The organism is Ciceribacter sp. RN22 (assembly GCF_024054295.1).
In the GTDB taxonomy this organism is placed as follows: Bacteria; Pseudomonadota; Alphaproteobacteria; order Rhizobiales; family Rhizobiaceae; genus Allorhizobium; species Allorhizobium lividum.
This window is the reverse complement of the sequence record NZ_JAMXLD010000002.1, coordinates 1,263,518-1,285,990: the sequence shown is the minus strand read 5'-3', so window position 1 is coordinate 1,285,990 and position 22,473 is coordinate 1,263,518. Positions and strand designations below refer to the sequence as shown.

At 62.5% G+C, this 22,473-nt stretch carries 26 protein-coding genes; 12 read left to right on the top strand and 14 right to left on the bottom strand.

The window, feature by feature from the left end:
• The first annotated feature begins 34 nt into the window (after positions 1-34).
• From NHF53_RS21020 to pqqE, 5 genes are all read left to right on the top strand, one after another.
• Positions 35-592 carry a PQQ-dependent catabolism-associated CXXCW motif protein gene (locus NHF53_RS21020; protein ID WP_252835886.1) on the top strand — a complete coding sequence of 186 codons (558 nt, stop codon included), beginning with the start codon at positions 35-37 and terminating at the stop codon, positions 590-592.
• 214 nt (positions 593-806) lie between these two features.
• The gene (gene pqqB, locus NHF53_RS21015) at positions 807-1,745 is read left to right on the top strand and encodes a pyrroloquinoline quinone biosynthesis protein PqqB (protein ID WP_252835885.1); all 939 of its coding nucleotides are present in this window, start codon (positions 807-809) and stop codon (positions 1,743-1,745) included.
• Positions 1,742-2,497 (top strand): pyrroloquinoline-quinone synthase PqqC, encoded by a 756-nt coding sequence (gene pqqC / locus NHF53_RS21010; protein ID WP_252835884.1) that lies wholly within the window; start codon positions 1,742-1,744, stop codon positions 2,495-2,497. Before pqqB ends, pqqC begins: the two co-directional genes overlap by 4 nt.
• On the top strand, positions 2,497-2,793 hold the full coding sequence (gene pqqD / locus NHF53_RS21005; RefSeq protein WP_252835883.1) for a pyrroloquinoline quinone biosynthesis peptide chaperone PqqD: 297 nt from the start codon (positions 2,497-2,499) through the stop codon (positions 2,791-2,793). Before pqqC ends, pqqD begins: the two co-directional genes overlap by 1 nt.
• Positions 2,790-3,917, top strand: coding sequence for a pyrroloquinoline quinone biosynthesis protein PqqE (pqqE, locus tag NHF53_RS21000; protein ID WP_252835882.1), 1,128 nt, complete (start codon positions 2,790-2,792; stop codon positions 3,915-3,917). Before pqqD ends, pqqE begins: the two co-directional genes overlap by 4 nt.
• On the opposite strand, the gene NHF53_RS20995 is transcribed toward pqqE, so the two are convergent.
• From NHF53_RS20995 to NHF53_RS20970, 6 genes are all read right to left on the bottom strand, one after another.
• Positions 3,882-4,505, bottom strand: a complete 624-nt coding sequence (locus NHF53_RS20995; protein ID WP_252835881.1) for a hypothetical protein — start codon at positions 4,503-4,505, stop codon at positions 3,882-3,884. The two genes, pqqE and NHF53_RS20995, sit on opposite strands and share 36 nt — an antisense overlap.
• Positions 4,502-5,374 (bottom strand): ABC transporter permease, encoded by an 873-nt coding sequence (locus NHF53_RS20990; RefSeq protein ID WP_374591231.1) that lies wholly within the window; start codon positions 5,372-5,374, stop codon positions 4,502-4,504. Before NHF53_RS20990 ends, NHF53_RS20995 begins: the two co-directional genes overlap by 4 nt.
• On the bottom strand, positions 5,371-6,180 hold the full coding sequence (locus NHF53_RS20985; protein ID WP_114364773.1) for an ABC transporter ATP-binding protein: 810 nt from the start codon (positions 6,178-6,180) through the stop codon (positions 5,371-5,373). Before NHF53_RS20985 ends, NHF53_RS20990 begins: the two co-directional genes overlap by 4 nt.
• 69 nt (positions 6,181-6,249) lie before the next feature.
• On the bottom strand, positions 6,250-6,708 hold the full coding sequence (locus NHF53_RS20980) for a hypothetical protein (RefSeq protein ID WP_252835880.1): 459 nt from the start codon (positions 6,706-6,708) through the stop codon (positions 6,250-6,252).
• 27 nt (positions 6,709-6,735) lie between these two features.
• A complete protein-coding gene (locus NHF53_RS20975) occupies positions 6,736-7,710 on the bottom strand; it encodes a YVTN family beta-propeller repeat protein (RefSeq protein ID WP_252835879.1) in 975 nt (324 codons plus the stop codon).
• 18 nt (positions 7,711-7,728) lie between these two features.
• Positions 7,729-8,901 carry an ABC transporter substrate-binding protein gene (locus NHF53_RS20970; protein WP_252836034.1) on the bottom strand — a complete coding sequence of 391 codons (1,173 nt, stop codon included), beginning with the start codon at positions 8,899-8,901 and terminating at the stop codon, positions 7,729-7,731.
• 210 nt (positions 8,902-9,111) lie between these two features.
• Between NHF53_RS20970 and NHF53_RS20965 the strand changes: the two genes are divergently transcribed.
• Genes NHF53_RS20965 through NHF53_RS20945 form a run of 5 tightly spaced genes read left to right on the top strand, consistent with a single transcriptional unit; the run spans position 9,112 to position 13,429 of the window.
• Positions 9,112-10,296 (top strand): (5-formylfuran-3-yl)methyl phosphate synthase, encoded by a 1,185-nt coding sequence (locus NHF53_RS20965; protein ID WP_252835878.1) that lies wholly within the window; start codon positions 9,112-9,114, stop codon positions 10,294-10,296.
• Positions 10,293-10,931 carry a dihydroneopterin aldolase gene (locus NHF53_RS20960; RefSeq protein ID WP_252835877.1) on the top strand — a complete coding sequence of 213 codons (639 nt, stop codon included), beginning with the start codon at positions 10,293-10,295 and terminating at the stop codon, positions 10,929-10,931. Before NHF53_RS20965 ends, NHF53_RS20960 begins: the two co-directional genes overlap by 4 nt.
• Positions 10,928-11,479, top strand: a complete 552-nt coding sequence (locus NHF53_RS20955) for a flavoprotein (RefSeq protein ID WP_252835876.1) — start codon at positions 10,928-10,930, stop codon at positions 11,477-11,479. Before NHF53_RS20960 ends, NHF53_RS20955 begins: the two co-directional genes overlap by 4 nt.
• On the top strand, positions 11,472-12,869 hold the full coding sequence (locus NHF53_RS20950; protein WP_252835875.1) for a DUF6513 domain-containing protein: 1,398 nt from the start codon (positions 11,472-11,474) through the stop codon (positions 12,867-12,869). The genes NHF53_RS20955 and NHF53_RS20950 overlap by 8 nt, the downstream gene beginning before the upstream one ends.
• Positions 12,866-13,429: a DUF447 domain-containing protein gene (locus NHF53_RS20945; protein ID WP_252835874.1), complete on the top strand. Its 564-nt coding sequence runs from the start codon at positions 12,866-12,868 to the stop codon at positions 13,427-13,429. The genes NHF53_RS20950 and NHF53_RS20945 overlap by 4 nt, the downstream gene beginning before the upstream one ends.
• On the opposite strand, the gene NHF53_RS20940 is transcribed toward NHF53_RS20945, so the two are convergent.
• The gene (locus NHF53_RS20940) at positions 13,426-14,505 is read right to left on the bottom strand and encodes a hydantoinase/oxoprolinase family protein (RefSeq protein ID WP_252835873.1); all 1,080 of its coding nucleotides are present in this window, start codon (positions 14,503-14,505) and stop codon (positions 13,426-13,428) included. The genes NHF53_RS20945 and NHF53_RS20940 overlap by 4 nt on opposite strands.
• Here NHF53_RS20940 and NHF53_RS20935 point away from each other — a divergent pair.
• Complete coding sequence (locus tag NHF53_RS20935; RefSeq protein WP_252835872.1) at positions 14,504-15,262, top strand: HisA/HisF-related TIM barrel protein; 759 nt, start codon at positions 14,504-14,506, stop codon at positions 15,260-15,262. The two genes, NHF53_RS20940 and NHF53_RS20935, sit on opposite strands and share 2 nt — an antisense overlap.
• Before the next feature lie 121 nt (positions 15,263-15,383).
• Here NHF53_RS20935 and fae read toward each other — a convergent pair whose 3' ends face one another.
• The 7 genes from fae to NHF53_RS20900 form a co-directional block, all read right to left on the bottom strand.
• Positions 15,384-15,890, bottom strand: a complete 507-nt coding sequence (gene fae, locus NHF53_RS20930; RefSeq protein ID WP_114364823.1) for a formaldehyde-activating enzyme — start codon at positions 15,888-15,890, stop codon at positions 15,384-15,386.
• Positions 15,891-16,050: 160 nt separating this feature from the next.
• Complete coding sequence (locus tag NHF53_RS20925; protein ID WP_252835871.1) at positions 16,051-16,908, bottom strand: triphosphoribosyl-dephospho-CoA synthase; 858 nt, start codon at positions 16,906-16,908, stop codon at positions 16,051-16,053.
• Positions 16,908-17,837: a RimK family alpha-L-glutamate ligase gene (locus NHF53_RS20920; protein ID WP_252836033.1), complete on the bottom strand. Its 930-nt coding sequence runs from the start codon at positions 17,835-17,837 to the stop codon at positions 16,908-16,910. Before NHF53_RS20920 ends, NHF53_RS20925 begins: the two co-directional genes overlap by 1 nt.
• Position 17,838: 1 nt before the next feature.
• On the bottom strand, positions 17,839-18,798 hold the full coding sequence (gene mch, locus NHF53_RS20915; protein ID WP_252835870.1) for a methenyltetrahydromethanopterin cyclohydrolase: 960 nt from the start codon (positions 18,796-18,798) through the stop codon (positions 17,839-17,841).
• Complete coding sequence (locus NHF53_RS20910; RefSeq protein ID WP_252835869.1) at positions 18,795-19,898, bottom strand: ATP-grasp domain-containing protein; 1,104 nt, start codon at positions 19,896-19,898, stop codon at positions 18,795-18,797. Before NHF53_RS20910 ends, mch begins: the two co-directional genes overlap by 4 nt.
• Before the next feature lie 4 nt (positions 19,899-19,902).
• Entirely contained in the window at positions 19,903-20,796 is an 894-nt protein-coding gene (locus NHF53_RS20905; protein ID WP_308218690.1) for a methylenetetrahydromethanopterin dehydrogenase, read from the bottom strand.
• Between the two features lie 15 nt (positions 20,797-20,811).
• Positions 20,812-21,798, bottom strand: a complete 987-nt coding sequence (locus NHF53_RS20900; protein ID WP_252835868.1) for a beta-ribofuranosylaminobenzene 5'-phosphate synthase family protein — start codon at positions 21,796-21,798, stop codon at positions 20,812-20,814.
• A gap of 103 nt (positions 21,799-21,901) precedes the next feature.
• Here NHF53_RS20900 and NHF53_RS20895 point away from each other — a divergent pair, with 103 nt between their 5' ends.
• Positions 21,902-22,300 (top strand): 4a-hydroxytetrahydrobiopterin dehydratase, encoded by a 399-nt coding sequence (locus NHF53_RS20895; RefSeq protein WP_114364821.1) that lies wholly within the window; start codon positions 21,902-21,904, stop codon positions 22,298-22,300.
• The last annotated feature ends 173 nt before the right edge of the window (positions 22,301-22,473 follow it).

Sequence of the window (22,473 nt, the reverse complement as noted above, 5' to 3'; positions counted from 1 at the left end):
CGGCCGCGAGGAGGAGCACGCGACGGTCATGCGGATGCGCGAATTGGTTATGGTCGCGGCGATCACTCTTGTGCCGGTCGCAACCGCGATTGCCGGACCGGTAGCGGAACCGTCCGCATACAGGACCGAAAATTACCGTGCCGACGTGCCCGACACGCTGAAGGGGGCACGAGTCGTCGATACGCCGGAGGTCGTGAGGCTCTGGACAGCGCATGCGGCCGTCTTCATCGACGTTCTGCCCTATAATCCGAGGCCGCCCGAGTTGCCCGCGGGAACGGTCTGGAAGGAGAAGATACGGGAGAACATTCCCGGCAGCGTCTGGCTCGCAAATGTCGGCTACGGGGTACTCAACGAGGAGATGGAAGCGTTTTTCCGCACCAACCTGGAAAGGCTCACCGGCGGCAGCCACGAGAGGGTGCTGCTCTTTTACTGCCAGGAAAGGTGCTGGATGTCCTGGAACGCCGCAAGGCGCGCAGTCGAATGGGGGTACCGGCAGGTTCTCTGGTATCCGCACGGATCGGACGGATGGATCGCCGCCGGACAGCCGACCGAGAAGGCCACGCCCCTGCAACCCGAGATCTTACGCCACTGAGGCGTATGATACCCAGCAAGACCACTTGCGGTCTTAGAGAGAAGGAGGAGCTGATGAAGAAGACCTGGACGAAACCGACCATGTGCACTGTTGCCGCGGGCATGGAGATGTCTCGCTATTTCCCGGCGCAGCTGAAGAAATAGGCCACTCGGCCGCCCCGTTCGTGTCGGACGGGGCGGCTCCCTCGATGTGTCGCTGGAGGACGATCGGTCGTATGTTGTTGAATGTCCTGGGGTCTGCCGCAGGCGGAGGGTTTCCGCAGTGGAATTGCAACTATCGGCTGAGTCGAGCGGTTCGCGGCGGGGAAGAAGGATTTCGCCCCCGAACTCAGTCGAGTCTCGCAGCGTGTGCGAACGGGCGGGACTGGGTGCTGTTCAACGCTTCGCCGGACATCCGTTCCCAGATCGCCGCAACACCGGAATTGCAGCCGCCGCAGGAGGGGGCCCTGCGGGCAACACCCATTCGTGCCGTCGTGCTGACGAATGCGGATGTCGATCATATCGCCGGCCTCCTGAGCCTCAGGGAGCGCGAGCGCTTCGTGATCTACGCGACCCAGCGTGTCCTCGAGGTCCTCGAACAGAACACCATCTTCAATGTTCTGGATCCGCAATACGTGGATCGGCGCCCTCTTCCGCTGGAGGGTGTGATCCCGATCGCCGACAGCGACGGACGGCCGACCGGCATCATGGTCGAGACGTTTTCCGTTCCCGGCAAGATTGCCCTCTTTCTTGAGGATGTCGACCGCGCCGATGATGGCTTCGGCACCGAAGACGGGGATACCGTCGGCTTGCGTATCTTCGAACCGGATGCCGCGTCGTCAGCGTTCTATATTCCCGGCTGTGCGGCGGTCGACGGCAGTCTCAAGACACGTTTGACCGGTGCCGCCTGCCTGTTCTTTGACGGGACGGTCTTCACCGACGACGAGATGCTCGATGCCGGTGTCGGACCCAAGACCGGCAAACGCATGGGCCATTTGCAGATATCTGGGCCGCAGGGCTCGATGGCGCTGCTCGCCGACGTGCCGGTCGGGCGGCGCGTCTACGTGCATATCAACAACACCAATCCGATTCTCGACGAGCGCTCCCCCGAGCATCGTGCTGTCCGGGCGAACGGTTGGGAAGTCGGCCATGACGGAATGGAGATCAGACTATGACCACGTTTTCCAGTGCTGCAAGGAACGGACTGACGCCGGGCGCGCTCGAAGCCCTCCTGCGCGAGGTGGGAGCGGCGCGCTATCACAATCGTCATCCGCTGCACCACAAGATGGTGTCGGGGACGCTGAGCAAGGGCCAGCTCCAGGCCTGGGCGCTGAACCGCTATTGCTATCAGGCGGTCATTCCGAGGAAGGATGCGATGATCCTCGCGCGGGCGGAGGATCCGGCCTTCCGTGCCGAATGGCGCAAGCGCATCGAGGATCATGACGGCACCAACGGCTGGGACGGCGGTATTGCCCGTTGGGTGAAGCTGGCAACAGGTCTCGGCCTCGATGAGGATATGGTCAAGAGCGAGCGTCGGGCGCTTCCGGCGACCCGTTTCGCAGTCGGGGCCTATCTTTCGTTCTGTACCGAGCGCAGTCTTCTGGAAGCGGTCGCCTCGTCGCTGACCGAACTCTTCTCACCGGTGATCATAGGCGAGCGCGTGCCAGCCATGCTCGCCAAATACGATTATGTCACCGAGGACATCCTCGCCTACTTCAAGCCCCGGCCGGTCCAGGCATCTAGAGATGCGGAATTCGCACTGGCCTATGTCTTGAAGCATGCCGACACGCCGCAGAAGCAACAGGCCGTCATCGATGCCCTTGTCTTCAAGTGCGATGTGCTCTGGTCGATGCTGGACGCGCTCGAACACGCCTATGGCGAGAACGGGCACATTCCGCCCGGCGCTTTTGATCCGGGGGCTGCATAATGACCCTCGTCCGGGAGCGCGCTGTTCTCTCGCTTTCATCCAGGCCGATGCTGAAGCGGTACTGCCGGCTGCAATTCGATCCAGTGCGGGACGCCTGGGCACTGCTGGCGCCGGAGCGGGTCTATTGGCCGAACGAAGTCAGTCTCGAGATTCTGCGGTTGTGCAATGGACAGCGGTCTCCTCGGAAGATCATTGAATGTCTGGCCGAGCAATACGAAACCCCGGCCGGGGACATCACAGCGGACGTGGAGACCTTCCTCCAGGAATGGGCGGACAGGCTGGTGGTGGCGTTATGAGCGAGATTCTTCCGCCACTCGGCATGCTGGCCGAGCTTACGTATCGATGTCCGCTGCAATGTGTCTATTGCTCGAACCCGCTGGAGCTTCTGAAGGCTGATCGGGAACTGTCGATGGAAGGCTGGCTGTCGCTTTTCGAGGAAGCGGCCGATCTCGGCGTCCTGCAGGTTCACCTTTCCGGCGGCGAGCCGACGCTTCGCCCAGATCTCGAAGAACTGATTGCCTGTCTCGCTCGTCGTGGGGTCTACACCAATCTCGTCACCGCCGGTGTCGGCATCCCGGAGGGGCGCATCCAGGCATTGGCGGATGTCGGTCTCGACCATGTGCAGTTGAGCTTTCAAGGCGTGAATGCTGCCACGACCGAACTGATCGGCAATCACAAAGGCGCGCAGGAAAAGAAGCTCGAGACCGCTCGCCAGGTGCGTTCCGCCGGCCTTCCGCTGACGATCAACGCGCCCATCCACCGGCACAACATGGACGAGGTACCGGCCTTCATCGAACTTGCGCTGTCGCTCGGGGCCGAACGGCTCGAGATCGCCAATGTGCAGTACGCAGGATGGGCACTTCTCAACCGTGACGCACTGATGCCGGACAGGGCGGATGTCGAACGACAGGTCGAGATCGTCGAAGCGGCGCAGGAGCGGCTGCACGGCGTGATGGCGATCGATTTCGTGACGCCCGATTATTTCGCGGTTTATCCCAAGCCCTGCATGGGCGGCTGGGCGAGGGATGCCCTCGTAGTCACCCCCGACGGCACGGTGCTGCCGTGCCATGCGGCTGCCACCATCCCGTCCCTGAGCTTCGATCGGTTTGGCCACCGCACGCTTACGGATATCTGGTATCGATCCGACGCTTTCAATGCTTTCCGAGGCACGGACTGGATGCCGGAGCCGTGCCGCAGCTGCGATCGCCAGGAGGTCGACTGGGGCGGTTGTCGCTGTCAGGCCCTGGCGATTGCCGGCAATGCGTCCGCCACCGATCCGGCCTGCATCAAGTCACCATTTCATCATCGCATGGCGGAGCTCGCTGAGAAGAGAAACGGCGCCGCACAGGGCTTCCAGTACAGGCGCATCGGACGTGTGGACCCGTCAGCTCTTCGGCATGAGTTGGCCGATGAGTTTTGACAGGCCGTAGAGCCTCTGCTCGATGATCGTGGGCACCTCGCAGACGTAGCTAAGCGACTGGACGCGCTCTTCGAAGACGCGTGTTTCCCACTTCAACTGATCGCTCTGCTTCTCGAACTCGGTCGGGTCGGCATTCGCATCTCGCCTCAGCTTGTCGACATCCGATGCCTTCTTGCGGAGATCGGCCGCCATTTGCCGCTGTTTGCCGGCATAGCGGGCGATGCCGGAGATGACCTGCTCGCGTTCCCGGTTGAGCTTTTCGAACAGGCCCAGGAAAACCTGCGCAAGCTTCTCGTCCGTGTGGTCGGCGGGCAGTGTCGCGACGAATGTCTCGAGTTGTTTCCGGGCGGTGTCCATCGGAACTCGCCGCGCTGCCAGTTCGTCGACCAGTTGCTCGACGGCCGGATCCTTGCTCCAGTCCTTGGCGTTGTCCGGAAGGGCGTCTCCGTTCCATACCTGTGCGACGGACAACTCCGGTACCTTGCGCTGGACGCAGGGCCAATCCGGATCGGTGTTGGTGGCGCCGACGGCCAGCCCCGGCAACATGCCGATGCCGGCGGCAGCCACGACGATGATCGATGTCCTCATGTGTTTCCTCCCGTGTCTTGCTTGCGGGTCGTGAGGCCCAGGCTCGGATTGTAGGCGAGAATGGCGCCCGCCAGGAACAGAAACGTGAAAGCTGCGACCACCAGAAGGGATGTCCATTCGATCTGGCCATAGAAGGCGAAACGCACCAGTTCGACGGCATAGGTGAACGGGTTAACCAGGCAGATCCGATAGAGCAGGGGAGATGCTTCCTGCACACGCCACAGCGGATAGAGTGCGGAGGATGCAAAATACATCGGGAAGATCACGAAGTTCATGATCCCGGCGAAGTTCTCGAGTTGCCGGATCAAGGACGACAGGAGCATCCCGAGAGCACCCAGCATCAACCCGGACAGGAAGAGCGCCGGCAGCACCAGAAGATAGCCGACGACGGGCGCTTTCACATCCCAGAACCAGGCGATGGCAAGGAAGACATAGACTTGCACGATCGACACCGCAACGCCGGCAAGAAGCTTCGAAACCAGCAGGAACCAGCGTGGGAAGGGGCTGACGAGAAGGATCCGCATGTTACCCATCTCGCGGTCGTAGACCATCGACAACGAAGACTGCATGCCGCTGAAGAGCAGGATCATTCCGCACAGCCCTGGCGTGATGTAGACTTCGTACAACACATAGGTCTTGTAGGGTGGGATGATCGAGACGCCGAGGACCTGGCGAAACCCTGCCGCGAAGATAAACAGCCAGAGCAGGGGCCGCACGAGCGAGGAGATGAAGCGTTCCCGCTGGTTCAGGTAGCGCAACCCCTCGCGCTTCAGAATGCCATTCAGGCAGACGAGGTATTGCAGAAGCCCGAAGCGTTCGCGAGGCGCCCAGCGTGACATCGCGCCGTCATGTCCCGTGATATCGGTCATGGCCGTGTACCTCCTGCTCGGATGTCCACGATGCCTGTGAGCGTGGAGAATGCCTGATGGAGCGTCGTGGAACCGGTTTGTCGGATCACGTCCGCCACGGCACCGTCGGCGACGACCTTTCCAATGTTCAGAACCACAACCTGGTCCGCCTGGTTGACTTCATCGATCAGGTGGGTCGCCCAGAGGACGCTGATGCCTTCCTGCGCGACGAGGTGCCGGATATCGGCGAGGATCGCCGCCCTCGACTTGATGTCGAGCCCGACGGTCGCCTCGTCCAGTAGCAGCAGTGACGGGCGGTGAAGGAGCGCGCGGACGATTTCAACGCGCCGCATCTGTCCTCCGGAGAGGCTGCGCGCCTTGTCGTGCAGCCGGTCCTCCATGTCGATCGAGGCGAGCAGTTCCCGGATACGATCGCGCGCCGTGCGCGTGCCGATCCCGTGGAGAGAGGCGTGGTAGGCGAGGTTCTGCAGGACGGTGAGATCGAGATCAAGGGTCCGGGCCTGGAAGACGATGCCAAGCCGGCGAAGCGCGCTTCCGGCCTTGCGACGTATGTCGTGACCGAAGATGCGGATCGTGCCGGTCTGTGGCGAAAAGAGGTGGCTGATCAATGAAAAGAGCGTGGTCTTGCCGGCGCCGTTGAGACCGAGCAGCACTGCAAACCGGCCGGCTTCGATCGAAAAGGAGACATTGTCGAGCACCTTGCGGCTGCCGTAGCTGTAGCTGACGGAACTCAGTTCCAGCGGAGGCAGTGCCGCATCCTGCTTCGGCTTCGTATTCACACCTTCGGGCAATCCGGCCTTGATCATTGGAGGCTCCCCTTCCCGCGGGTGACGATACGCCGCCACCCGCTCCTGTGTTGCACGGAAAGTGGGCAGTTACTTGATGACGATCTTGCCCTTCATGCCCTTGTCGGCGAGATCAGGCACGGACCAGGTGTATTCTCCCGGCCTGACGGTGGTGAACTGAACATTGATCGTCCCCTCGGCGTCGAATTCCAGCCAGGCGGGAGCACCGTTCATGTGCACTTCAAGGTCGTCGATGATGATCTGGTTCATCCAGACGTTCCGGAAGAGATCGGTTGCGAACTTGTATTCGAGGCCTCCCGCCGATGTGACCTTCCAGCGGTAACCCTGGCCGGCGACGAGTTCGAAGTCCTTCTGGTTGACGGCGTAGATATCCTCCTTCGAACCGAGGATCAGTTCCGGAAGATTCTTGCTGGCGCGCGTGACCTTCGGCTGGTCGTTGTCGTCGTCCTCTTCCTGGGCGGCTGCGTAAGGCTGGATTGAAAGCAGGCTGATGATGGCTGCGTATGCGACGAGCTTGAGCTTGGACATTCGGTCCTCCCGGTTTTCTGTTGCAGGTCAGTTTGGCGCCACCGTCACGCCCCAGGGCAGGGCTCCGACGGTGACCGATTTCACCGGCTCGTCGGATTGCGTGTCGATGAAGGTAATGTCGTTCGAAAGCCCGTTGGTGCTGATGATGTACTTGCCGTCCGGCGTGAACGCGAGTTGCCAGACGCGCTGACCGACCAGCACGTACTTCTCCACCTCGTAAGTTTCCGCATTGACGACCGCGACCCGGTTGGCGGGACCGAGGGCGACATAGGCCTTCTTGCCGTCGGCGGAGATCCGTATGCCGACCGGCTGGATGGCTTCGGACCGCAGTCCCTGGATTTCGAAGTTGATCTTGTGCTTTACCTCACGGCTGGCATTGTTGATCACCGAGACCGTTCCGCCGATCTCCGCACTCACCCAGACCTCCGAGCCGTCCGGCTTGAACTGTGCGAAACGTGGACGCGCGTCGACCAGTACGTTGGAGACGATCTCATGGCTCTCCGTATCGATGAAGTGCGCCATGTTGGTTGTCTCAGACGTGTTCACCATGATCTTCCCGTCCGGACTTATACCCATACCTTCGGGTTCCACGCCGACCGGGATTTCTGCAAGAACACGCTTCTGCTCGACGTCGATGACGGTGACGAGGTTGTCGTCCTCATTTGCGACGTAGAGCGTCTTGCCGTCGGGGGAAAGAACGAAGAGCTCTGGGTCCGGACCGGACGGCAGGCTGCCGACAATCTCGTGGGTCGCCGTGTCGATGATCTCGACGGTATCGTCGTCGCTGGCGCAGACGTAGAGAAACTTGCCGTCGCGGGAGACGGTGATGCCACGGGGGCGCTGCCCGACATTGATCGTCTTGACCGGCTCCATCGTGTCGGAGTCGACGATGGTCACCGTGTTGTCTTTTTCATTGGACACGTAGACCGCATTCGCCCAAGCGGGCTGGGCGATGACCGTCGCCACGGCGGCGCAATAGAGCTGCCTGAGAAGTCGCTGCATTCTCTCCTCCCACTTTTTCTATTTCAGCTTGCACTTGGTTTCGGGCCGGTCCACGCCGAGCGTGTCGAGCTCCGAGAATTGATGGAGAAAGCCCTCCTGGGGGGAGGTTGAGACGACGCCGCGGCCGTCGCCCAGCAGGATGGGCTGGCGCAATTGCCAGTTCCAGGTGCGGAAGGTCACTTTCTGTCCCTTGAACGCGGCGATCGAGAAGTCGTCCGACTTTATGAAGGCTTCGATTTTCTCGGGATCGTTACCTTGCGTGCGGGTCGCCGCTTCGCCGAGGATGCGCACGGCTGTCCATGCCTGCATGTCCTTGGACAGCATGCGCCTGCCGGTTGCCTTGGAGAAACGGTTCTGGATCTGCGATCCGCCCCATTGTTCGCTCGCCGGATGCCAGCTTGAAGGGATGAGTCCGGCGGTGCCGGCGACCGGGCGCGGTGTCCAGGTGCGGTAGGGGACGTAGCTGCCGAACACCTCGCTCTCGTCGGCGACGACGACGACGTCATGCTCCGGCAGGTTCTGGGTGAAGACGGGCATCTGGCGTTGCACCTGGATGACGCCCGTGTCGGTGCGGCGGGCGGAGCCCGTGTCTTCGTACAAGCGCTCCTCCACGATCGTCGCACCGAAGCGTGCAGCGGCGCGGCGGATTGCATCGGCATAAAGCTGGTCGCGTTCGTGCGAGCCGTAAAGCAGCACCCATCTCCGCCACTGCTTCCATACCAGATATTGCGCGAGACCATCGGCCAGCATGCTGCGGGTCGGTGCGGTATGGAAGACGTTCGACCGGCATTCTTCCTCGCGCAACACGTCGTCGGTGGCGCCGACGTTGAAGAGGAGCACACCGTTGTCGCGGGCGAGGTCGGCGATCGAGAGCAATTGGGCTGCGGAGACGTCGGTCAGCACGAACTTGTCGCCGCGGGCGAGCATCTCCCTGAACGCCGCTACCACATCCGCATCGAATTTGACCTCAACGACGTCGAGGCTGAAGGACTGCCCGAGGAATTTGCCCGTCGTGTTGTTGTCGTTGATCGCGACGTTCGCGCCGGCCACGCCCTCGTCGCGTGGCGGAATGTCGAGGACCGACAGCGCCAGTTGCGGTTCGTAGGCGCGCAGGTATCCGATCCCGATCTCGGTCAGCGCCGCTCCCGCGCCGCCATCCTGCGCCCGGAGGTCGGCCGCATTGACGAGCAGCAAAAAAAAGCCCAATAAAAACGCGAGAGTTTCAGGCACCGTGCTCTCCGCAGGATAACCATTTCCCCACGCCGTCACACGAGTGACGACGGCTGACGCAGTAAAGGTGCCCAACTTGTTTTTATACAACCTATCCGTAATCTCAAGCCTCGATTTACGCTTTTCTCGCCGCGCGGGAGACGCTAACCCTGTCGTGCGAGGAGAATTTTGATGACCAAGATGTTGGCAAGTGTTCGGAGCCGTCAGGAGGCGGAAATCGCCCTGCAGGCCGGCGCCGACATCATCGATCTCAAGGAGCCGTCACGGGGTGCTTTGGGCGCCGTGGATATGAAGGATATCGTCGAGATCGTCGCTTTCGTGAACGGTCGCCGGCTCACCAGCGCCGCCTCAGGCGACCTGCCGATGGAGCCCGACGTCGTAAGGGCAAAGGTCGACGAGCTGGCCGCGACCGGCGTCGATTTCATCAAGATCGGCTTTCTTCCGTCTGACTATCTCACGGACTGCGCAAAGGGCCTTGTCGGCATCGCGGCGAACAGGAAACTCGTGGCGGTCCTCTTCGCCGATTATGTGTATCCCGAGAATGTCCTCGACGTATTCGCGGAGGCTGGCTTCCACGGCGTGATGATTGACACTGCCGACAAGACGAAGGGCCGCTTGCTGCAGCACATGAGCACCGACCGTATCGGCACGTTCGTCGCCGATTGCCATGCCCGCGGGCTCACAGCCGGTCTCGCCGGGTCGCTGGAGGCGCCGGACGTTCCGCGGCTTCTCGCCTACGATCCAGACTTCATCGGTTTTCGAGGTGCACTTTGCGACAATCTCGTGCGGGACGCCGAGATCAATCGCGATGCCGCACTGAAGATTCGGGCACTGATTCCGGAAGAACAGCCGGCCGGTACGCAATCGCGCGTCGACTACAAGCTGCTGGCGGCGCGCGGATACTTTCCGGATGCGTCCGAACTCGGTCTCGGCACCGACAAGATTTTCGTGCGGGACTTCGTCCTGCCAGTCGAAATCGGCGCCTACAGCTTCGAGCACGGCAAGACGCAGCGGATGCGTTTCGACGTGACGGCGGACGTGTTGCGGGTCACCCGCAACCCGGAGGACATGCGGCACGTCGTCTCCTACGACCTCATCATGGACGGCATCCGCTCGCTCGTTGCGCGCGGCCATATCGAGCTGGTGGAGACGCTGGCCGAACAGATCGCCGCGTTCGTGCTCGAAAATCCCCGCGTGACCAATGTCGTCGTCCGTGCGGAAAAGCTCGAGCTCGGTCCCGGTGGCGTCGGTGTGATCATCGAACGCAAACAGGATCGGCAGCATGCGGCAAGATCAGGGGACCGCGCGGGTACCCATGCCGCCGAGCATCGCGGGCGTGGAGCCGTCCCCTCATGAAGCCGGTGGTCGTGAAACTCGGAGGGAGCACCGCCGGCGGCGACGAGATGCAGCGATGGATCGATCTCCTCGCCGACGCCTGCTTCCCTTTGGTTCTGGTGCCAGGAGGCGGTCCTTTTGCAGACCATATCCGCGTGATGCAGAAGCCGCTCGGCTATTCGGACGAGGTTGCCCACGACATGGCGATCCTTGCCATGGACCAGTTCGGACTTGTCATCGCCGAACGGAGCGAGCGGTTCCGGCCAAGCATGACGATCCGCGACATGGAACAGGCTTGGAACTCCGGGCTCGTGCCGGTCTGGCTACCGTCCTCGATGACGCGCGGAGCGCCCGATATCCTGCGATCCTGGCGCGTGACCTCCGATTCACTGGCTGCCTGGCTGGCCGGTCGTATCCGGGCTGAAAGGCTCCTCCTGATCAAGCAGGCCGAGATTGGTCCCGAAGATGTGGATGTCGAAACGTTGGTGGCTCGGCAGCTGGTCGATGATTACCTGCCGCGTGCGCTGAGCGGTGAAACGGAGCTCTATGTCGCGGGACCGGAGAGCCTCGGGAGTGCACGCGACGCTCTTGCTGCATCGGACGTTCCGGGTCGTCTGGTTGCCCGCAAGGTCGCGGAGGAGGTTCTCAGGTCATGACGCGCCCGGAGACACCCCGCTGGGCCTGGGTTCTGACCGGTTCCGGACACTTCTTCGTCGAGAGCTTCGAACTTATCCATACGCTAACCCACTGCGACGTGTTCGTGTCGAAGGCCGCGGCCGAAGTGCTGCGGATGTACAAGCTGAAGCTTGATTTTCCGGACACGATGCGTGTGCTGCACGACAAAACGGCGAGTTCGGTTCCCGTCGGCAGCTTCTATCATGGTGTCTACCACACCGTCGTCATTGCGCCGGCAACGTCCAATACGGTCGCAAAATGCGTCGTCGGGATTTCCGACACGCTGGCGACGAACGTCTATGCGCAGGCTGGAAAATGCCGGGTGCCGTCCATCGTCTTTGCGTGCGATACCGCGCCTGAACTCGAAACCATGGCGCCGGGCGGATTGGTGAAGGTCTATCCCCGCCGGATCGATCTCGAAAACACGGCAAAGCTCAAGACCTTCGAACGCACGCAGGTCGTCGAGTCGCTGGCAGAGTTGAGGCTCGCGATCGCGCATCGCAGGGAGGCGCTCGCCGGCGATGGTTGAACATCTCGTCTTCCTGACCGGACATCTGGCGAAGACCAGGCTCGAGAACGTTCTCGCCGGGCTGGAGAAGAGAGATTTCACCTATGACATTGTCGATATCGGCGTCAAAGTCGCGGCTCTGATGACGGAAGAGATCATCAAACGGCGGCTCAAATGTCCATCGGCGGTGGATCGTGTCATTCTGCCCGGTCGTTTCCGCGGCGATGTCGATCGCTTGACGGAGGAGTTCGGCGTCCGTTTTGTCCGGGGCCCCGATGAGATTGCCGATCTGCCGGCCTTCCTCGGACGCAAGGGGAGGGCCGTCGATCTCTCACGCCACGACCTGCGCATATTCGTCGAGATCGTCGATGCGTCGGCGCTACCGATCGACCTGCTGCTCGAGCGCGCCCTCGCGCTGGCCGAAGCCGGGGCAGACGTCATCGATCTCGGATGTCTGCCGGATACGCCTTTCAGTCATTTGCGTGAGGCCATTCGGCGCCTGAAGGCGGAGGGGCTGGCCGTCAGCGTCGATTCCGCCGATCTCGCCGAACTGGAAGCGGCGGCGGAAGCGGGCGCGGACTTTCTCCTGAGCCTCACGGAACACACGCTCGATCTTGCCACCCGTTACAAGATCACGCCGGTCCTGATCCCCGCTGTTCCCGGCGACCTCGACTCCCTCGGTCGCGCCATCGAGATAGCGCGCGAGGCGGGCACCGAATTCATCGTCGATCCGGTCCTTGATCCCATCCATTTCGGATTTGCAGCTTCGCTCGGCCGCTTCATCGAGGCGCGCCGGCGCTGGCCCGACGTCCCGATGCTCATGGGTACGGGAAATCTGACGGAACTCACGGATGCCGATTCCTCCGGCGTCACGGCCGTGCTTCTCGGCCTCTGTTCCGAGCTCTCGATCGGCAACGTGCTGGTCGTCAATGTCAGCCCGCACACCGCGCGCACGGTGGAAGAGCACGATCGTGCGCGCCGGATCATGTATGCCGCCAAGCAGGACGGAGCGCTGCCGAAGGGCTACGATCCGGGGCTGCTGCAGGTGCATGACCGCAAGCCGTTTCCTTCGTCAAAGGACGATATCGCGGCTCTCGCGAGCACTGTTCGCGACGTTAATTTCCGTATCATGACCGCGCCCGACGGCGTGCATGTCTTCAATGCGCGGGGCCACCGGATCGGTCGAGATGCTTTCGCCTTCTTTCCCGATCTCGAGGTTGCGACCGACGGCGCGCACGCCTTCTATCTCGGCGCGGAGCTCACCAGGGCGGAGATCGCCTGGAAACTCGGCAAGCGTTACGTGCAGGACGAACCGCTCGCCTGGGGTGTCGCCGTCCCGGAGAAGACAGAGGACCGGACGCGGCTCGCCGAGGCCGGCCACACGCTGCGCGCGAAGAAGGAGGGCAAGTGAGCTACATCCGTGAAGTGATCGTGACCACCGTCGATGCCGTCGGCCAGCCGCATATCGCGCCGCTCGGCATCATCGCCGAGGGTGACGGCTGGGTCATCGCCCCCTTTCGGCCCTCCCGGACGCTCGACAATCTCGCTGCGGTGCCGTTCGCCGTCGCAAACTGCACCGATGATATGCTGGTCTTCGCGGGTTGCCTGACCGGGCGGAAAGACTGGCCGCTCGTACCCGTCGCCGACTGGCCAGTGCCGCGGCTGCAATCGGCGCTCAGCCATTCACTGCTGCAGGTGGTCTCGGTCGACGACAATGGCGTGCGCCCGCGGCATTTCTGCAAGGTCGTCGGCGAGGAAATGCATGCGCCCTTCACCGGGCTCAACCGTGCAAAAGCCGCCGTGCTGGAACTCGCCATTCTGGTGAGCCGGTTGCACATGCTCCCGAGAGACAAGGTCGAGCGGGAGATCGACTACCTGAAGATCGCCGTCGACAAGACGTCCGGCCCCGACGAGCAACTGGCGTGGAATTGGCTCATGGAACGGGTCGAGCAGCACCGGACGGCAGGCTAGCCTGCATCCGCAGACTTGCTGATCTCTGCGGCGGCGAGCAAAGCCACGGCTGCCGCCGGTGCCGCCTTGCAGGCCGTTTCGCGTACCGGCTCGACGGCGTTGATCAGCGTTCCGAAGTCGACGAACGGCCGCTCCAGTCGTGCGGCAAGTCGGCGGATCTGTGGCCGGCCGATGCCGGCTCCGACCACAGGCGCGCCGCGGGCAAGCCGATGATCGGCCGCAACGCGGAGGGCGCCGTCGTGCACCATCCGTAACTGATGCTCGCTGAACCATAGGGCGATGTCGCTCCATTCCTCGGTCGAGAGATCCGGTCCATCGCGACCGATCATTCGCGCCAGCCGGCCGATCGATCCGGTCACGGTCTTCTCTCGCCGGTCGGCTGACGGATACTGGTCATCCGCCTCGTCGAGCATGCCGAGAATGCGGGCGATGTCGGCCGTGTTGGCGAAGTACTCATTCATCAGCGGCGTCATCGTGCCGCCGACTGGAACACGCTCGGCGATGCCGATCAGTGCCGATCGTGTGAAACCGGTATAGACCAGTTCGCCGGAGAGTAGTCGCTCGGCATCCGAATAGCCCGTGTTTGCCACTTTGCCGTCCCGCAGCGCGAGGATGTCGGTGGTCGTCGAACCCATGTCGACGAACAGGGCATCCCCGACGACGCTCGCCGCGAGCGCGGCTGTCGCGTGCCAATTGGCGGACGCGATGTCGGGCGCGAGGCCGCGTGCTTGCGCGGTATCGGCGAAGCCGGCACGACCGGCGTAGATGCGAGTGTCCTCCGTGCCGAACTCCTCTTCGATCAACGAGAGAATGCCCGCTACACCTTCGCGCCGGTCGGCAAATCCGTCGGAAAGCTCGGCCGTCATGGTGAAGGCATTTGCGGCGCCCGCCGGCACTTCCGCCCGCAAGGATTCGATGCCCCTCCGGACCTCGTCGATGCCGAGCCACATCGATGTCTTCAGCGTGGCCGCATGCGTGACGACCCCATTCTCGCAGAGCGCCATCTTCAGATGAGCGCCGCCGATGTCCCATCCGGCGACAAAGCGCTTTCCTTCTGCGGAATTCCGGTCTTCCATGGATTGGTTCGTCCTCTCTGGGGTTCTGCTCGTGCTTATCATTCCGGTTCTCGACATCAAAGATGCTCTCGTCGTCCATGCCCGCCGCGGCGAACGGCAGGCGTATCGCCCGCTCGAGACGCCGTTGAGCCTCCGTCCCGCCCTGGAGGACGTCGCGGAAGGCTTACGCAGTGTCTACCCCTTTCCCATCTTCTATGTCGCGGATCTCGACGCGATCGGAAGCCAGACGGGCGACTGCTCCGCCGCCCTTCGTCTCACCCGTTTAACCCCTGCGCCGGGAGTCTGGCTCGATGCCGGTTTTTCGGGTTCGGAAAGCCTTGCGCGTACACACGCCTTGCCTGGCGTGGCTCCGGTCGTCGGATCGGAATCGCTTACCGACGCGGCTTTCCTCACCCACTTTTCGGCCTATCCCGGCGCCATTCTCTCTCTCGACTTCCGAGGCGAGGCGTTTTGCGGACCGGAGGACGTCCTTGCCCGCTCTGACCTCTGGCCTTCCCGCGTCATCGTCATGACTCTCGCTCGTGTCGGTTCCGAGACCGGCCCTGACTTTGCCCGCCTCGCGGAGATCAAGGCACGGGCAGGCGCCCGGCAGGTCGTTGCGGCGGGCGGGGTGCGCGATGCTACAGATCTGCGGAAGCTTGCGGAGATGGGTATTTCCGCCGCCCTGGTCGCCACGTCGATTCATAACGGGACGCTGACGCGTGAGGTCATTGCCGGGATGATGGAAGGATCGGACACCGTCGCGCAGCACCGTTGAGTGACCGGAAAGAGGGATTTCTCCCTCTTTCCATGCTTTAGAATCCGAAGATCTTAGCCAACCGGCGCAACAGGCCATCCGAATTCACAGAGGGCGTGCTCTGTGCGGGGTTGCTTCGTATCTAGGCGCCGAAGGGATGCTTGACCTGATCCCGTTGTGCGGTTGCCTCGGCGGCCGTCGGTTTGCCGGCGACGGCGCGCTGGATGGCTTCCTTGGTCGCCCTGTAGTTGAAGTCCTGAATCTTGGCGTCGTCGGCGGCTTCCCAGTGGATGAATACGCCGACGCAGATGAAGACGTCGTCTGCTTCGTCTGCAGGAATAGTGCCGTCAGCCACGCTGTCCTGTACCGCCTTGGCGACGCCATACTGGGCGGGACCGAACATCTGGACGGCCTGCTTGGCCCCCTTGATGGTCACCTTGTTGAACATCACGGTGTTGGGCTTGCAAGGCAGATTGGGGGCAATAACTGCAAGGAGGGAGGTAAATCCGTCCTTGTTGTTCGTCAGGGCATTGCAGAATGCAGACTCGACCGCACTTCCGCGCGGGCCGATGAGAAGGTCGATGTGAGCGACTTCGTTACCGTCGCCAACAAGAGATTCGCCAACCAGAACTTTATTGATTTTTGCCACGGCCATGTACCTCCCTGTACCGTTCCAAAATGGTTTGTCCAAAGATGCCGTACCTTCGAGACACGACGCTCGATGGACAGCTATCCTTGTTCACAGCACCCTTTGTACTCGGGTCGGTTGGCCAGATAGCAGCAGAAGCCCAATCTTCCGCCGGAGAAATTCAAGCACTTACCTGCGAATTATGCAAGACGAAGTTGAGTCGCTCGGCGAAAACTGTCGCGACCGTCAGGTCTGCCGACGTTCCGGGGTTGATGTTCTCAGCTTTCAGCCGTCGGTCGAAATCGGCAAGCAGCCGCAGGCGTTCCGGTTCGGCGGCGATCTCGCCCAGCCGGCCCGCGACCGAAGCCGCCTCCAGGCGAATTTCCTCGGCTCTTTCGACACCGTGCTTGCGCGCCACGTGGCTGTCCGGAAATCGCGAGAGAAAGTGGAGATAGGTGAAGACGGTAGGCCACATGCCCGTTTCTCCACCGGCCTCGGCTGTGTGGTAGGCGGCAAGCCCGCCCGAAAAGATGTCGGCGAAGTCGCTCACGTATTGGCGGGCGATCATGTCTCTTTCGGCCGCTTCCCGCATGGCGACGAGCAGCGGGACTCTGGGTGGTTCCGCGACGTCGTTTGCAGCCTCGCCGAGCCCGCCTGGCGCGGCGAGTGTAATCGCGCTGAAAACGTCCGCCGCGTCATCGTTGTCCATTGCTCCGAGAACCGCTGCGAGCTCCTTGCGGAGATACTCCCCTCCGGTTTCCGCAGCCTTGGCCAGCGGAGCGCAAAGCAGCACAATCCCGAGATTGGTGTTGGTGCCGACGGCTTCCCGCGTCATCCGGATGGCGTCGAGGATTCGGCGACCGACCGGCCATCCGGGATGGCAGACAGCGCCGGCGGATACCTCGGCGCTGTCCAGAAACTGTTGCGCAGACATGCGGTGTCCGTCGGCGAAGCGATGCACGTTTCCGGGCTTCAGCGCCTCGATCTCCATCCTGCAGGCGTGGCGGTAGGCCGCGTCGATTTCGGCGGGTTGCGGCATCAGGCGGCGGGCCTCTCTCCTTCCGCGGGGGCGATCTGGGACACCAGTGCTTCCGCGATGCTGTCCACGACCTTGACCGGGATCACCGACTGCAAGCCCGTCCATGCCGGCATGCTGTTGACCTCGAGAAGCTGGAGCCGGCCGTCGGCCGCAGGAATGATGTCGATCCCGGAAAAGTCCGTTCCGATTGCTGCGGCGGCGGAAAGTGCCAGTGTTTCCAGCGCCGGGCGAAGCGGTCCTGTCACAGGCTCCGCCCGTGCGCCCCTTGCTATGTTGGTCACCCAGCCGTCGGCGCAGCGCGCGATCATGCCGAGGACGGTGCCGTTGCAGGTGAACACCCGGTAGTCGCAAAAGGTCGTTCCGGGTCTGGCGACGTATCGTTGCAGATAGTAGACGTCGTCGACCTCGAGCCCGTCCGGCAACTGTTCGACCGTTTCGATCAGCCGCACGCCGCGACCCTGCGAGCCAAAGAGGGGTTTCAAGACCAGCGGGCCCTTCGGCAGTTCGCGCTCGGCGATGGCGCGGGCATTGGTGATCGACTCGACGGCGAAGGTTTCCGGCACCGGAAGGCCGGCGCGGGCCATCAGAAACGTCGTCGTCGATTTGTCCACGCAACGCTCGATCGCCTTTGCCGAATTCCAGACCGGTATGCCGAGATGGCCGAGCGCATGCAGGATCCCGAGCCGTCGGGTGACTGCCTCGAAACTGCCCGAAGAGATCGAACGGACGACGACCGCCGCCGGCAGTGCCCCGTCAAATCCCGGAATGGCGATGCCGGACACGTGGCGGGAATCGAAGGCGATATCGGCAAGCCGCAGGAAGACGGCGTCCATGCCAAGCCGTGCGAAGGCGGCGCTTAGCTGTTGTACCTGGCTGTCGGTACGATCCGAGGTGATCACGATCTTGTCCCGCAGGACGGGCGGTGTCATTTCAGCCAAGGGACTGCTCCAGCATGTCGATATTCGTCTTTCCGGCGCGGAAGGTCTCACCGGCCTCGATCGCGGTGACGATCACTTCGGCCGGGCTGAAGAGGTGCGGGTCTATGGCGTAGAAGTCACCATTGAACTTGCGAAAGATTTCCGAGAAGGGCTGGCCGTAGTCGCGCGATCCCTCGCTTGTGAGGTGTTCGGCAAGATCCCGGGCAGCCGCTGCGGAACCCCGGACGAACAGCTGGACGAGGCCACCATAGATGATGGCGTCGTTCGTGCGCCCCATTGCCTTAAGGAAATCGGGATGCGGTGCCGGGATAGGCGCCTTTCCGATGCCGTCGACGATCGCGTCCAGCGGGAACTTCAGGTCGTGCGCCTTGTGCAGCGCCACTTCCAGCACGCGGCCGACGATCTGGACGCAGCCGGCGATGCTCTGCGTCGGCGCATAGACGAAGGTGAGCCGGTCCGGCGTGAGCCCGGCGGCCTTGGCCACCTTCTCGACAATGGCGGCAGGCGGCGGGGTTGCGGTCTCGAGAACGACGACAGAGCTTTCGGCTCCCGGTTCTCTGTAACGGATCTCCTCAAAGAGCGGCTCGACGCGGGCGAGCGTGCGCACCGGTCCCGATCCCATGGCGAAGTATTTCTCATGGCTTAGCTGCCATCCGGCATACTGGCTGCCGAGGCAGGCGAGGACCGGCTGGGACGAGCGGACCTCGATCGAAAGCGGCCAGCGCGAGGAATGTCGGTCAAGACTTACCGATGCGATGCCGAGCCCGCCCATGCAGATATCCACCATGCGAAGCCCGGCCTCGAGGGAGCCGGGGCTTTGTGCGCCCGCGTCGATCAGGTGTTCGCCGAGGCTGCCGCGGCTGTGGCCGATGCCGAGCCGTCCGGCCTCGGCGATCATGCCGTCGACGACTTGTTGTGCGCTTCTGTTCAGGAAGGCTTCTCCGTCCTTCATCCTGCATACTCCTCCCAATGGGGTGACAGTTCGCTTATTCTGGCCTTGACCGCTCGTTCGGCGGCGGCGGCGGAGCGGGCTTGCGCGAGCACCGTACAGACCGGATCGCCGGTGTCGAGTTCCGAGCCCGGACGTTGGTGGTCCGCCGTCAGGGGTGGCCACTGCAATTCCGGAAAGCGGGGGATCGGTCGCGAGGCATAGGCGATTGCCGACGCCACCGAGCCGCGAAGGACCGGGACCTCGATGCCCTCACCGCGAACGGAGCGAAGATGCTGGGTCAGCAGTGGCTTGTCGTCGTTGTCGAAAATGTCGAGCGTCGCACCTGGACGCGGGTTGATCTCCAGAAGAAACGTTCCTTCCGGTCCATCGATGAAGTCCGCACTGCAGAGGCCGACCAGCCCCGTCCGGGCGACGAGATCGTTCAGCCAGCGGCTGATCTTCTCCCCCTTTTCGCGCGGAAAACGCGGCAGGCGAACGGCGCCGCCATAGCGGAACGGGCTGGCGGCAGAAGGCGAGGGCCACTGGCGGCTATAGCCGACAAGGCGTGCGCGACCTCGCTCGGCGAGGAACAGCGCGGAGAGACCCACCCCCGGAACGTGTCGCTGGAAATAACTGCCCGACGGAGAGGGACCGAAAGACGTGGCCGGTCGCACATGAGAGCCGCCGGCGCCGCCGGGGACCTTCGTCAACCAGCCCCTTCGATCTTTCGGGGGCTCGAAGCGTATCTCCGGATGGGGGATGCCGATCTCGGCGCAAAGCGACGCAAGTGACAAGGGATCCTTCACGCGCCGGATCGCATCGGCGCTGTTGCCGGCAATTGGGAAAGTCTCAGCTAGCATGTCGATGATCTCCGGCCTGCGTTCGAAGCCAGAGGCATAGACGAGTGCCTCCGGCCTGTCCTGTCCGACAAGTTTCCGGAGGCTCGGGAGGATCTCCCGGCCGTCGATCCCGTCGTTGAGGCTGCCCGGCAGGATCATCGCCCGTTCCGCGAGCCGGCAGGTATCGGTGTCGTTGAAGAGATCGGCGACCAGCGCGCGGTAGCCTGCGCGGCGCGCTGCTGTTGCGAGCGACCGCCCGGAAATCGCCACCACCAGGATCATGGGGCTATTTGGCGAGGCTGCGGGCAAGGGTGAATGCATCCTGGAAATCAAAGACGACGGGTTTTCCGGCGGAGATCATCCGTGCGAAGAGGCCCGCCTGGGTCTTGTACTTAACGTTGCCGATCGACAGTGGCCCGATACCGACTGCTTGTCCGTAGAGGGCCTCGCCGTTGGCATTGACTTTGAGGCCCTCGATGCCCGCGGGTGGAACGGCGTTCACGTCCGCGGCGACGAGGAGTCTTTCGGATGACTGTAACTGTTCCGACGATATCACCTGTACGCCCGCCTTCGCAGCCGTCAACACGATTTCCGCCTTGGCGAGTATCGCTGCCTTGTCGTCTTCCGTCGATCCGTCAACCGCTTCGACATTGACGCCAAAGCGATCCTTGACCGAATGGGCGATGTGCCGGACACGTTCGATGCCGTCATGGCCAGCGATGGTGACCGCGGCGCCTTCCCTGGCCGCGATGACCGCGGTGCAGTAGCCGACGACGCCGGTCGCACCGAAGATCGCCACCTTTGCTCCGTTCAGGTCGCGGCTGTGCTGTTTCGCCAGCGCCTTCTCGACCTTTGCCACCATCGCGGCCGCCGTCGTGAAGGACCCGGCAGGATCGGCGAACACCGAAACCTCGAAAGGCGGGACCATGGCCCTCTTCGCTGCATCGAGCATGTCGAGCGCCAGCGCCGCGTCCTTGCCTGCAAGGAATATCCCCGTTGCGACGCCCGCATCCGGAGGCCGCGAGAAGATCGCATCCTGCACGAGATTGCCCACATCTGCGAGCGTTACGTCGGTGTACGGGATGACGTGGTCATATCCGGCGTCGAGCGCCATGTTCACGTCGAAGGGGCTCATCTGCTTCAGCGGCGTGAGCATGTGGAGAATGGTCTTGCGGCTCAAGGTTCTTGTTCCTCCTCAGTGAATGCGCCCTTGTCTCAGACCGAACTGCGGCGGCATCACCGTCTGGGTGATTTTTGCGCCGAGGTTTCGTGCAGGTACGATGCGGGTACTGAGACCCGGCTCATCGATGCCGGCGTCATCGACGATCTGTTCGGCTGCCTCCTGCGACTCGGTAAAGGCAAAACCGGTCGGACCCCACGAACTCTGTCCGATGCCGACCGCGCCGTGAACCGCAAGCTTGCGGACGGCGGTTTCGACCGCCTTGCTGGTGAACAGCCCTCCCTGCGCGGGGGCAAAGTAGCGTCCGATTTCGGTCTGGATGGTCTCCACGGCCTTGCCGAAGGCGGCGAGATCGCCTTCGATCAGGGAGGGCATCAGTGCCATCAGCGTCGTGCGGCAGATGGTCGAGGAGCTTGTCTCGGCAAACGGGGGAAGAGCGCTGAAGGCGGCGATTTCGGCTTCTCCGTGGATCCCCTGATGGTGATGGTCGAACACGAGAATGACGCGCCAGTTCTCGGGAAAGGGAATTCGCGAGATCACGGTGGGCGCCTGGTCGTCCTGTCCCTTGCCGGCGTCGATGATCAGCCCACCCCGGTCGAATGCGGCGATGCCGATGCCGGAGCGCGTGCCGCGGCCGAGAAAGACGGCGTCGTCGCGAATGGCGAACGGGAGTTCGTGTAGCGTCCGCAATGCTGCGGAGACCGCAAGCGCGAGCTGTGTTCCCGATCCGAGTCCGGAGTGACTCGGGATCGTACGGTGCACGATCACCTTGTGGTGACCGTCAATACCGAGATGCGCGCTAAGCTTGGCTATATGCGCGCGAATGCGTGCTTGTTCTCCGCCTTCGACACTCGTCTCGCGTGCTCTGGCGACCGTCAGGACGGTGGAAATGGTCTCGAGGGGAAGGCCTATGCTGCCGAAACGCCCACTCGTCTTTCCCGGAATGTCGAGGAAACCGACGTGCAAGCGCGCAGGGACCTGAATAGTGACGGAGTCCGACATTTGATGCAATTCTAACAATCTAGAATATCGGGCCCGAGAATATGATATCGTCTTTTGATCGCAGCGCAAGCGGCGTGATCGAAGAATGAGGGAGGTCATGTCGATGAACGACCGCACCGATGCCGCCGGCAAGGCGGACCGTGTCTATTCCGAAGCCGAGATCCTCGAAAGGCTGAAGCGTGAACTGCCGCACTGGCGTTACGAGGACGGCTGGCTGCGCCGCAAGTACAAGACCCACAGCTGGAAATCGACGCTGATGGTCATCAACACGGTCGGCCATCTGGCCGAAGCCGCTTGGCATCATCCCGATCTCAAGGCATCCTATGCCTGGGTCGAGGTCAAGCTGATGACGCATTTGGCCAAGGGGATCACCGACAAGGACTTCGAACTTGCCCGCAAGATCGAAGAGGTTGTTCAGTGGCAGCCCGGCAAGGAAGGCGGAGCCCTGGAAGGTACCCCGCGGACGGATCAGCGATTTGCCTACTTGAAGTACGACGACTGATCGGCGATTTTGCTTCTGGGCGGGGGTTCACTTTCTCAGAGAATTGGCTAGAATCTAGACCGGCACCAGAAAGTTGTGGGGTATGTCGGTTGCGTGGATAGGTAACCAGGCAGTTTCATTGACAGCCGCAATTCAGGAGACGGCAAAGCTTCTGGTGTCGTGCCGCTGCCCGG

Coding starts and splice junctions, on each gene's coding strand:
- NHF53_RS21020 (WP_252835886.1), top strand. CDS start 35: ATGCGCGAATTGGTTATGGTCGCGGCGATCACTCTTGTGCCGGTCGCA.
- pqqB (WP_252835885.1), top strand. CDS start 807: ATGTTGTTGAATGTCCTGGGGTCTGCCGCAGGCGGAGGGTTTCCGCAG.
- pqqC (WP_252835884.1), top strand. CDS start 1,742: ATGACCACGTTTTCCAGTGCTGCAAGGAACGGACTGACGCCGGGCGCG.
- pqqD (WP_252835883.1), top strand. CDS start 2,497: ATGACCCTCGTCCGGGAGCGCGCTGTTCTCTCGCTTTCATCCAGGCCG.
- pqqE (WP_252835882.1), top strand. CDS start 2,790: ATGAGCGAGATTCTTCCGCCACTCGGCATGCTGGCCGAGCTTACGTAT.
- NHF53_RS20995 (WP_252835881.1), bottom strand. CDS start 4,505: ATGAGGACATCGATCATCGTCGTGGCTGCCGCCGGCATCGGCATGTTG.
- NHF53_RS20990 (WP_374591231.1), bottom strand. CDS start 5,374: ATGACCGATATCACGGGACATGACGGCGCGATGTCACGCTGGGCGCCT.
- NHF53_RS20985 (WP_114364773.1), bottom strand. CDS start 6,180: ATGATCAAGGCCGGATTGCCCGAAGGTGTGAATACGAAGCCGAAGCAG.
- NHF53_RS20980 (WP_252835880.1), bottom strand. CDS start 6,708: ATGTCCAAGCTCAAGCTCGTCGCATACGCAGCCATCATCAGCCTGCTT.
- NHF53_RS20975 (WP_252835879.1), bottom strand. CDS start 7,710: ATGCAGCGACTTCTCAGGCAGCTCTATTGCGCCGCCGTGGCGACGGTC.
- NHF53_RS20965 (WP_252835878.1), top strand. CDS start 9,112: ATGACCAAGATGTTGGCAAGTGTTCGGAGCCGTCAGGAGGCGGAAATC.
- NHF53_RS20960 (WP_252835877.1), top strand. CDS start 10,293: ATGAAGCCGGTGGTCGTGAAACTCGGAGGGAGCACCGCCGGCGGCGAC.
- NHF53_RS20955 (WP_252835876.1), top strand. CDS start 10,928: ATGACGCGCCCGGAGACACCCCGCTGGGCCTGGGTTCTGACCGGTTCC.
- NHF53_RS20950 (WP_252835875.1), top strand. CDS start 11,472: ATGGTTGAACATCTCGTCTTCCTGACCGGACATCTGGCGAAGACCAGG.
- NHF53_RS20935 (WP_252835872.1), top strand. CDS start 14,504: ATGGATTGGTTCGTCCTCTCTGGGGTTCTGCTCGTGCTTATCATTCCG.
- NHF53_RS20940 (WP_252835873.1), bottom strand. CDS start 14,505: ATGGAAGACCGGAATTCCGCAGAAGGAAAGCGCTTTGTCGCCGGATGG.
- NHF53_RS20925 (WP_252835871.1), bottom strand. CDS start 16,908: ATGCCGCAACCCGCCGAAATCGACGCGGCCTACCGCCACGCCTGCAGG.
- NHF53_RS20920 (WP_252836033.1), bottom strand. CDS start 17,837: ATGACACCGCCCGTCCTGCGGGACAAGATCGTGATCACCTCGGATCGT.
- mch (WP_252835870.1), bottom strand. CDS start 18,798: ATGAAGGACGGAGAAGCCTTCCTGAACAGAAGCGCACAACAAGTCGTC.
- NHF53_RS20910 (WP_252835869.1), bottom strand. CDS start 19,898: ATGATCCTGGTGGTGGCGATTTCCGGGCGGTCGCTCGCAACAGCAGCG.
- NHF53_RS20900 (WP_252835868.1), bottom strand. CDS start 21,798: ATGTCGGACTCCGTCACTATTCAGGTCCCTGCGCGCTTGCACGTCGGT.
- NHF53_RS20895 (WP_114364821.1), top strand. CDS start 21,902: ATGAACGACCGCACCGATGCCGCCGGCAAGGCGGACCGTGTCTATTCC.